Origin of the sequence: uncultured Sneathiella sp. (assembly GCF_963976355.1) — a bacterium.
GTDB lineage: Bacteria > Pseudomonadota > Alphaproteobacteria > Sneathiellales > Sneathiellaceae > Sneathiella.
Window position 1 is genome coordinate 754,599 of record NZ_CAXBKA010000001.1, and the last position, 9,857, is coordinate 764,455.

The following is a 9,857-nucleotide window of genomic DNA, read 5'->3' on the forward strand; positions in this document are numbered from 1 at the left end:
ACGACAAATACCGATCTTGAGATGAAGGTTCTGGCGACGCAGATCGCGGGGACGCAGCGCGCCGTCCAGCAGTCCTTGGCCGCACTCCGCACCAATTTCGAAAAGGTCACGGGAAAACCGCTCGAAGATGTGGGCAAGCTCGATCAGTACTCCGCCGAAGTCTCCGAGGCACTTGGAAATGTTGAGCTGCTCAAGGAGCATTTCGACGGCAAGGAGCTGGGCGACATCGATTTCGATGCTATTAAGGAGGCAATCAAGACGGCCGAGGGTGGAGAAAAGCGCAAGGAGCTAGAGACAGCCATTGCCGACATCTCCGCATTGGAGGCTCTGGGGACTCACGACGCAAAAGCGATTGGCGAAGAGCAGGAGAAGATTAAAGCGCTTATCACCGAGCGAGACGCACTGTTAGCGGCTACCCGCGGTGACCTGTTTGAAAAACTCTATTCGGCGGCACAGGATGTTGTGGAGAGTGATGCTTGGACGAATGACGCCCAGTGTCCACTCTGTGAGAGCGAACTGCAAAGTTCCATAAGCACTCACATCAAGGATCAACTCACCCAGTATGCTGATACAGCGGCCAAGACCAAAGAGCTTGGCGAACTCTGGGAGGGCTCCGCTTGGCGACAGTGCCTTTCCGACCACGAAGTTGCAAAAGCGCTGGGAGTCGTGCCTGAGGACCGTATTATCGCGGGGCTCGATACCAAGATGAAATCAGGCGAAGTCAGCGAAGCTGACGCTACCGCCGCGATTGCACGAACAGGCGCGCATACCAAGCTTGTACCCGACTTGCTGGCGAAAGCGCAAGAAAGGAAGACGAAACTCGAAGCAGAGCTTCCGTCATCGCTTGTTCAGCTTACCGAGCAAGTGGAATACGGACGGCAATTCAAGGACGCCCTGGCCGGCTATCAAGAAGGTCAATCGGAGGAAGCAAAACAGCAGGCTAAATTGGATATTCGCGAGCGCTGGAAGACATTTGTTTCCAAGACTTCATCACGATTTGCGACCGCCGAGGGGGCGCTATCCAAAGCTAAGATCAGTGACATCGATGCCGAGTACAAATCAATGTACAAAGACATCATGCAGGTTGGTGATGTAGTGACATCATGCAGGTTGGTGATGTAGTTCCTGATCTACAGCGCGCTGACGACAAAGAAGATCTGAATGTCGAACTCAGTGATTTCCATGGGCAGCGCAAGCTCTCCGCTCGCGCCTTGCTCTCAGAAAGCTACCGCAACGCTCTTGCGATTTCCGTGTTCCTTGCGGCAGCGATGAAGCATTCCGGCGCGCCGCGTTTCGTCGTCCTTGACGACGTGACATCGAGTTTTGATGCAGGGCATCAGTTTTATCTGATGGAGTTAATCAGGACCAAATTGCAGCACCCACAAAATACGGATGGACTGCAATTCATTATCTTGAGCCACGATGGTTTGCTTGAAAAATACTTTGACACCCAAGGCGGAACAGCGAATTGGCACCACAATAAGCTGCAGGGCTCACCCCCAATGGGTGATATCCTCCATCAAGCGCAAGGCGCAGATCGGCTCAAGACTCGCGTAACAACACTTCTATCTGCAGGGCAGATAAATGAGGCTGAGCCGATTGTTCGGCAGTATTTGGAATACAAACTTCAACAAATAATCCGTAAGGTGAATATCCCTGTGCCGCTTGACTTTGCGATCAAGGACACAAGTAAAATGGTGAAAAATTGTCTTGATGCAATTAAAGAAGCTATCGATCTGCACCAAAGAGCCAACACTCTCGTTTTGGATACGCAGCAAGTTCAGGATGTATTGACCTCTCACGTTCCTGCCATTGTCGCCAATTGGGTCAGCCACTACGCGACGGGTGGTAGCAGCAGTTTTTCTGCGCCAGTTCTCAATGGAGTCATTAACTCTATTGATGCTATGTCTGAGTGTTTTCGGTACGACGATACATCTGTTTCACCTACAGTGCGTCGCTGGTACAGATCGCTTTCACAACGCTAGAACCAACCCGCTCGGCCATCATCCCCATACAGCCGTTACGCTGCTGGGTTTGGATATGTCATAGAAAAGTTTGTCGCGAATTATATATATCGGCGATAGTCGGTACTTATCGTTTGGTCATTTGAAACGTATTTCAAAACCTCTCCCACTTTTCGCGCCGCTCTGATCGGGATCGGCAGCCGCTGGTTCATCTGGGTTGAATTCCAGTTGATTTTCGTCAGCGAGAAAACTTCCTCCGCAATTTGAGCAATAGTGCTGTCACTGCTCGGGTGAGGACAAAGAAGTAACGGGTTCGGAACGTAAACACCAGGATATGTACCATAGTACGGAATGCTTCCATTCGTATACAGCAAGCCCTTTCCATCCAGATCGACAAATGTCCCCCTCAAGACTGGATAATCACCGTCTCTCAGAACACGAACATCATAGGACTCTTGTACCCAAACAAGATCGCGAAGTTCGGCTTGACACTCTTCCAGTGCCTCGATGACCCCTTCCGCTTCCTCGTCTCGAAACCGCGAGGTTTTCATGACAATGACACGGGCAGGAAAGTGCTTGTGATGATCACGATAGGCTCCAAGCACATTTCGGATCAGATCAAATGCATCCTGTTTGGCCATGTAGGGGTGACGGCCTCGTGTTTCCGTCTGGGCGCGTCGACCCTTGAGGATGAAACCGCGTCCCCGCTCGTCAAACATCTGGGCGGAACTGGTCCATAGCTGTTGTCCGCTCACGTCGCGGTAGAAGCTAATGCCGATATAGCATGCCTTGAACTCGCCCTCACGGGGAAGACGCCGCCACGGGACGCGACCGCTACCTTTGTAGTAAAGCGTCGTCAGCAAATTCCATGCGCGGCCCGCACGATCCTGAATCTTCCGATCACTGCTTTCCTTGATCTTTCTCGGGATCTTCGCTTCGTCGTTGATCACGTCTTCCCAGACAATCTGGATAGGAAAGTTCATGTTCATGGTGCGCGCCTTCAAAAGGCCTCTGAAATTCGGCGCATCTGAACCGCCGCTGTCATCCTTTTCAGTCGTTCCTTTACCGCTAGCATGCGCAACCCATACGCGCTCGATGAGGTTTACAGGCAACGCCACAATCGCAACCTCGGGACGGCTTCCGCCATCATCAAGCGCTTGCAGGTTTCGGCAAATTGCGTCCACGGCCATTGTGACAGCCTTACCGTCGTCAGGCTCTTTAACAATCCGGTCAATTTCGGACTTTGAAAGTGCTGAAGTGGCCTCAGAAAGAATCGAAAAATTGCACCGAAACGGATTCCTGTTCTGGAGACCAGGAAAATCTGGGTGAAGATTCGGCAGGTTCTCTGACTGACTTTCGAACCCGTTTGCCGCCTCGCTCAAGAACGTCTCGGTATACTCAATAGTTGCTGCACTGCCTACGACACCAACCTTTATAACCTCGCCAAGGTGAGTTTGAAGGGGGCCAGCCTCTACAAGGCCCAAACGCGGGTCAGGATGACTATGCTTGTCGCCAAACTCCAGAAGTGGTTCGTCAAAGACTTTGCTCTCAAACTGCATCTTTCCAAAGCTCCGCCTGCTGAGAATCTTCTTGTTCACTCGCTTTTTTGGGCGTACCCCACGCATCTTCGGGCACAGTCGTCGGCAATGTCAGAACGGGCGGCTCGCCAAAAGAGAGTATTGGAACTTCGCCACTCTCTTCGTCAAATAAGCCCCGAACTTCGTTTGCCGCGCGCGCTAGTAATCGGTGCCACATAATCAACTGGCCGCGCAGTGAGGCGTTGTTGTCCAGCCGCTTTTTTCCTGACAAGAGGGCATCAGGATATGAGTGTGGGATAAACCCATTCGTCGTAAAGTGATATGTGGGTGTGATGATCAGGTTCCATTCATCACCAAAGCACTCAAACCTAGGGACAAATGCATGATGGCGAACAAAAGCAACACGCTCAGGATTTGCCTTTTGCTGCACCACATTGACGACGGTTGTCGTCGCTCGCTTTTTTGCGGAATCATAGGTGAACGTGCGGGATGTGTTTTTCTCTTTTGCTAAAAAGTGGAAGAGCTTCTTCGTCTTATCCCAACGCAATTCATCGCGGAACTGATGCTGCAATGTATTTCTGAGAAGGAACGCAAAGTTATGCTGTTCGTGAATGTCTTCGTGAAACGCAATGGAAGCCGTATCAATCGCTTCGACCTGGTCCAGATCGACAATCTCGCGCGTTACTTCCTCTCTCGGATCATGAAATGACCAAAAGCTCCCGCCCTTGATTGCCCAGTCAAATCGGGGTGTGTCACTTGCGTCAAGTAAAACGGACGTTGCTTTCTTCCCATCATATGATGTGGACGCTACGAAAATTTCATCCGGTAGCTTGATCGGAAGCATATTGACGAGAGCATCTTCGCCGCCTTCCAGGGGCGGCACATAGTAGCCAGCGCCATGCTTGGGAACTGTAAGAGCAGCAAGCCTGTCCACGGCTTTGTGGTCTAGGACGTCGTCCATTTTGCTAAATGTAAGTTTACGAGCATCTTTTCCGACACCGGAAGAGACATCCTTCCAATAGTATGTCTCATCAGAGACACGATATAGTACGAGTATCACGGGAAGGTTTGAAACACGCCAATAGGCGAGGTCATCGGATTCCAGCAGATAGGTGAAACTATTGTCGCTCTCGGCAGTGTATCTGCCGCTTTCTGTTGTTTTGATCTGTACCGCAATCATTCGCGCTTGCGGCTCGCCGTCAATCATAATCTCGGCAATGCCATCGATTCCGGCTTCAAGCCGTGATCGACCGTCAAATTGAAAATTCATGCTCAGGAATCGTGTGCGGACGGCGGACTCGCCGCGCTCTCCGAGCATCTGACTGTGTGTGATCTTTTTAGCCATGCCGATAGGTTAGAACATAGTGGGAACAAATGCACGCACATTGTTACATGTTCATTCACATACTAATAAGATTCTACATTCATCCACGCACATCCTAGCGGACCGGGCTTTCGTAAACCAAGCCCGCCTTTGGCGGTCTCGGCCATGCGGCTTCCATCCCTTGCGCAGTTATCGCCAGCCGTAAACGGCTGACACTTTTTTCTTTGATTGGGGCCTGCGGCCCCCGGAGCCGTCAAGGCCAAGTCCTTCACTTGAATCTCCGGACGCATCTAGGCGGTATCCCCGACCTTCCTCCCTTCGTTCGTGCAGGACGGGTGATCCCCCTCCGCCGATTGCGGCCCTGACGGCTATCCCCCCGCTCATTGGCGCGGGCCTAGTACGGTTGCATGCGCAACCGGCTATCTAAGAAAGGGGAAATCGAATGAAAATTGATATTTATGAAAGAGTGACCAACAAGATTATTGCCGATCTGGAGCAAGGCGAGTTGACATGGCTCAAACCTTGGAGCAGCGGCAACCTTGAAGGCAAGATCACCAAACCTTTGCGACACAATGGCGTGCCTTATAATGGCATCAATATCCTGATGCTGTGGGGCGTAGCTGTTGAGGAGGGGTATCTCTCCCCGTTCTGGATGACCTTCAAACAGGCCAAGGAACTTGGCGCACATGTGAAGAAGGGCGAACGCGGCAATCTGGTGGTATACGCCAACACGATCACCAAGACCGAAGAGCAGAACGATGGCAGCGAGGAAGAGCGCAAGATTCCCTTTATGAAGGGTTACAGCGTGTTCAATGTCGAACAGATCGAAGGACTGCCCGAGCACTACTATGCAAAGCCCGAGCCTGTGATTGATCCTGCCATGCGCATCGATCACGCCGAGGAGTTTTTCGGGCATGTCGGCGCGGATATCCGCCATGGCGGGAACAGCGCCCATTATGCGAACGGTAGCGATCATGTGCAGGTGCCGGTCTTTGAGAGCTTCCGCAACCCCGAAGCTTATTATGCGACCCTTGCCCATGAGTTGACTCACTGGACCAAGCACAAGAGCCGCCTTGATCGGGAGTTCGGGCGCAAGCGTTGGGGGGATGAAGGCTACGCCCGCGAAGAACTGGTCGCCGAGCTTGGCGCGGCATTCCTGTGCGCCGATCTGGAACTGACGCCCGAATCCAGCACGGATCATGCGGCCTATATCCAAAGCTGGCTGAAAGTGTTGAAGAATGACAAGCGGGCGATTTTTAGCGCTGCCGCGCATGCGCAGCGTGCTGCTGATTTTCTGCATGATTTGCAGCCGGTGATTGAGGTGAATAGAGGCGACGGTGTAGCTGCCTAGATGGTGAGTTTTCGGCTGGCCTCATGGCTAGCCGGTCACTTCGTTCTATTCCTCAGGGAACAAGCCTGGCATCCAACGCCCCGCAAGTTTGGCAGGGAATGCAAGCTGCAACGGCGCGCGGGTGCTGCTTGATTGTAGCGCGCCGACCTCAAGTAGGGCTGAGGTCACACGTCGCGCACTGCGTTCTGTGACCCCCAGAAGCGCCACAACGTCTGCGCGCTCCATCGATCCTTGCAACAATACAGCGCGCAGCACGGTATCGGATTTTGCAGGCAGTGTTCCCGCCCGCATTTCTTCTTCTGCCCAGATCAGAATCCGGTCTCGAAGCCGATCCGGCTTCATCAGACCTTCCATGAAGGTGATTTGGTCAATGCATATTTTCAAAAAGAAAGCCGTAAAATCAGCCAAAGCCGCTTCGCTCAACGTGCCGCGACCATCGCGATCCCCGTGCCTTGGCGCATCACACGCCGCCAGATGACGCTTATATTCAGTTTCATTGCGAGCAAGACCGCGTGCAACTGACCAAAGGCCCTTCGTGTCGAGCGCATCCCTTAGCATCGCATAGGACATCAAGCGAGCTACCCTCCCATTGCCGTCCAGAAACGGGTGAACCCAAAGCAATCTATGATGCGCGCAGGCCGATGCCAGAATAGGCTCAATCCGCCCTGCCGGGTGATAAGCTTTTTGCATGCGCTCCAAAAACCGATCCACGGCACCGGGGCTGATCGCCACATGACGCCCGACTTCAACATCACGGTCTCGGAACTCACCTGGAACAACCGGTATTTTCTCACCGGTTGAAGGCATTTCGACATAGAGCAGGTCAGGCGGCAACAATTCACAAAACCGCCGGTGGGTTTCTTTGATCATCTCCGGTGAGGTGGGTTGATCAGTCATACCCCCCTCATCAATCCATTTCTGGACCGTGATGTGGGCTTTGGCTTCAAGTTGAAGGTCGCGTTTCTCAGGATCGGCACTATAGTCGTCCATCAGTGCTCGCTCGATATCAATCGGGTGTGTGTTATGGCCTTCGATTAGGTTGCTATAGTAACAATTCATTGAGCGGATGAGATCGGCCAAGGCATCGGCAATAGACTCAGGCAAACTGCTTGCGAAACGCGTTGAAGCGGTCGCAAGTTCAAGCGACAGATCGTTCAATGCCCTGCGTTTTGGGGAGCGTTCGCTCACCATCAAGGGCTCGAACAAACCTATTGTCTCGCCATCATCTCTTAACGTTTTTTCGCTCATATTGTCCGCTTTCTTTGCCTGTTATAAAATCAGGTATATCTGCATTATATCATAGTGATAGGATGCATGTCAGCATAAACATTACCTGCAAAATGTCCGCTTCTATGTCCGGTTAAAGGCGACTGATGTTGCGCCTGCCACAAGGGCAGGCGCAGCCAATTTAAGGAACTGTTGGACGTGTCGCCAGTTCATCTTCGATATTGCGCATGCTCTGAAGAGCATCATAGCGCTCTGCGCTACTGCGTGGCGCAGCGCAAAAGGCGTTGAATGCTTCAGCCAATAGGCCGTGTAGTTCCGCTGTGCTGCGGGATGCCGCTTCAAATCGTGAGACGAGTTTCATAATGTCCTCCTGTTTTTCAAGGAGGCCCCGAACTGTTCAGGGCCTTTCGGCCCGTCCCGTCATTGCCCAGTGAAGGCCATGAACGGTTCAGCCGGTCTGCTTCGGAGGGGTATGAAGCTTGGAAACATATCTAATGTGTTTGGCATTTTGAATGCAGAGAGTAACAACGCATGGGTTCGCAGAGGTTTGAATTCTGGCTTATTGGCTCAATATCATTGAGTAAACATTTATATCTATAAACTAGCGATCCAACTCCGGGCCGTGATCGGATTTACCATTTTGCTCTTCTCTCAATTTACGCAGTCGATCTTCAGTTGAATTTCGCTGAGAAATAGCTGTAGGTTTCTGCTCTTTTAACCGGTCAAAGCGGTGGCGCGTTAGCTCATCGCGTGATTTCTCCCGCATCGCTTCCAAACGATCAAAGGCGGATTTTGGTTTCGGCATTTCACCGCGCTTCATCAGGCGGTAATTTGCCGTATCAAAATGTAGTTCACGAAGAGTTCTGGCATGTTTGGTGCGCACCACGTTAATTTCTGTTTGTAAGTGCTGCCGGTCTTTCAATTGGGCAGCTACAAGAGCGTGCCGTTGCTCTCGATCCCGTTGCAAAGCCCATAGCACTTCCAGTTGGTTTTGTTTTTCTAATTGCGCATGCTTTCCCGTGAGCCGGTCCCATAGTCCGCGCATGCCTGTGCGGAACCGCTCAGCCCGCATCCGTGCTTCTTGCTCAAAACGGGCTTTTTGCCCGGCGTCGATTTTTGCCCGTTCTAATGCATGCGCCTTTGCCATTGCTTTACGGCGAGCGTTAAGGACATCCAGCTCTGTTTTTGCCTTTAAGCGAGCCTCCTTCAGGTGATCATTCATCCTGGGCAAAATGTCTTTGGCAATGCGTTGCCGCGCTTCTTCGATGCTTCGCAGGTCTTTTGGTTCTCCCAGACGTGCTTTAACCTCCTTGGCTTTGTGGCCTGTTGCGCGGGGAATGGAAATAGCTTCCCCTTCAAATGTTACGGCCACATGGCCTCGACGGTCACCTCGGGCGAGATACAGACCACGTTCTTCAAGCGCATGGGAGAAAGTAGCTCTTGAATCAGATATGGCCCAGGCTTCCTGGATTGACTCTTTAAGTTCCCCGGCATGCTGGCCAATGCGTTTTGCTTGCTGCCATTCGGCCAGCGTGAAGTTTCTTGGATCGCGCTCTTTGGAGTCCACAAGGCCGCGCGGCATCTTCCAGCCATTCTCTAGATAAAGCTGGCGGGAGACTTCCTGTAGCTTGTTTTTATAGAAGGACATTGGCTTTGCCGTCATGGTTTCCGCATCAATGCGGCTCCACACCGCATGCGCATGTCGACGACCTTCCTTCTCATGGAAGATGATGACGCGAGGTTGCCCTGTAAGACCGTTTCGTTCTTCTATCGAGCGAATGGCCTGTTCAAACGTCTCAATACGGACATTTTCCGTTTGCGGCGGGTTCAGGGAAACAGAGAACAGATATTGTCTACATTTAGTTCCCTTGGCGATAGCTTCTGCCTCTCGCAAGGCTCCGATTACATCATCAGAGATAAACCCACGAATTTCGTGCAATTCAACATGCTCATTCTCCTCAGTTTTTAAAAGATGTAGGCCGAGTTGTTTTGCACCACTTCTCTGAGAGCCTTTTAAGATCATGACGGCTCTGTATCTGTTCGATGGCCCAGAGCGCGTAAAAGTTCGCGGCGCATCAAGGCCACATCGGCGCAGGCGCGGCGAATATCCCGCTCGGTTTCGGGTAATATCGGCAAAGTTCCGATATGAGCCGCTTTAGCGAGTTGATTGAGATTGTTGGCAAGCCGTGATTGACCAAGAATAGCCAACACATGAGCCAATTTCTGCTCATCCTTAATTGGTTTGCGCTGTCGGGAGCGGGCACGACGCCCTTTCAACCCTTTGCCATCAAATACTTTCTTCTTGATATAGGAGCCCAGAGGCATATCCCCGGCAAGCTGTTCTAACCGTGCACGCTCTTCAAAAGTCAGTCTGAGTGAAAAAGGAGGGGCTTTCTTCGTCATGTAGCCACCCCGCAAATGCCCATATCGGGATCATTTGCAGGGTTGAAGAG

At 52.0% G+C, this 9,857-nt stretch carries 9 protein-coding genes; 3 read left to right on the forward strand and 6 right to left on the reverse strand.

All coding sequences use genetic code 11. The annotated features are described in order from the left end of the window. Positions 1 to 21: 21 nt before the first annotated feature. Both AAC599_RS03680 and AAC599_RS03685 read left to right on the forward strand, forming a co-directional pair. Entirely contained in the window at positions 22 to 1,122 is a 1,101-nt protein-coding gene (locus tag AAC599_RS03680) for a hypothetical protein (protein WP_340149046.1), read from the forward strand. Beyond that, positions 1,104 to 1,985 carry a hypothetical protein gene (locus AAC599_RS03685; RefSeq protein WP_340149047.1) on the forward strand — a complete coding sequence of 294 codons (882 nt, stop codon included), beginning with the start codon at positions 1,104 to 1,106 and terminating at the stop codon, positions 1,983 to 1,985. The genes AAC599_RS03680 and AAC599_RS03685 overlap by 19 nt, the downstream gene beginning before the upstream one ends. An 80-nt stretch (positions 1,986 to 2,065) precedes the next feature. Here the strand turns inward: AAC599_RS03685 and AAC599_RS03690 are convergent, their stop codons facing one another. Both AAC599_RS03690 and AAC599_RS03695 read right to left on the reverse strand, forming a co-directional pair. Further along, positions 2,066 to 3,523, reverse strand: a complete 1,458-nt coding sequence (locus AAC599_RS03690) for a hypothetical protein (RefSeq protein WP_340149048.1) — start codon at positions 3,521 to 3,523, stop codon at positions 2,066 to 2,068. After that, positions 3,513 to 4,847 carry a DUF4365 domain-containing protein gene (locus AAC599_RS03695; RefSeq protein WP_340149049.1) on the reverse strand — a complete coding sequence of 445 codons (1,335 nt, stop codon included), beginning with the start codon at positions 4,845 to 4,847 and terminating at the stop codon, positions 3,513 to 3,515. The genes AAC599_RS03690 and AAC599_RS03695 overlap by 11 nt, the downstream gene beginning before the upstream one ends. 421 nt (positions 4,848 to 5,268) lie before the next feature. Here AAC599_RS03695 and AAC599_RS03700 point away from each other — a divergent pair, with 421 nt between their 5' ends. Next, a complete protein-coding gene (locus AAC599_RS03700; protein ID WP_340149050.1) occupies positions 5,269 to 6,177 on the forward strand; it encodes a zincin-like metallopeptidase domain-containing protein in 909 nt (302 codons plus the stop codon). Positions 6,178 to 6,222: 45 nt separating this feature from the next. Here AAC599_RS03700 and AAC599_RS03705 read toward each other — a convergent pair whose 3' ends face one another. The 4 genes from AAC599_RS03705 to AAC599_RS03720 form a co-directional block, all read right to left on the reverse strand. Next, positions 6,223 to 7,425 carry a Fic family protein gene (locus AAC599_RS03705; protein WP_340149051.1) on the reverse strand — a complete coding sequence of 401 codons (1,203 nt, stop codon included), beginning with the start codon at positions 7,423 to 7,425 and terminating at the stop codon, positions 6,223 to 6,225. 160 nt (positions 7,426 to 7,585) lie between these two features. After that, positions 7,586 to 7,765: a hypothetical protein gene (locus AAC599_RS03710; protein ID WP_340149052.1), complete on the reverse strand. Its 180-nt coding sequence runs from the start codon at positions 7,763 to 7,765 to the stop codon at positions 7,586 to 7,588. A gap of 240 nt (positions 7,766 to 8,005) precedes the next feature. Beyond that, positions 8,006 to 9,427 carry a relaxase/mobilization nuclease domain-containing protein gene (locus tag AAC599_RS03715; protein ID WP_340149053.1) on the reverse strand — a complete coding sequence of 474 codons (1,422 nt, stop codon included), beginning with the start codon at positions 9,425 to 9,427 and terminating at the stop codon, positions 8,006 to 8,008. Then, positions 9,424 to 9,807 carry a hypothetical protein gene (locus AAC599_RS03720; protein WP_340149054.1) on the reverse strand — a complete coding sequence of 128 codons (384 nt, stop codon included), beginning with the start codon at positions 9,805 to 9,807 and terminating at the stop codon, positions 9,424 to 9,426. Before AAC599_RS03720 ends, AAC599_RS03715 begins: the two co-directional genes overlap by 4 nt. Between the last annotated feature and the right edge of the window lie 50 nt (positions 9,808 to 9,857).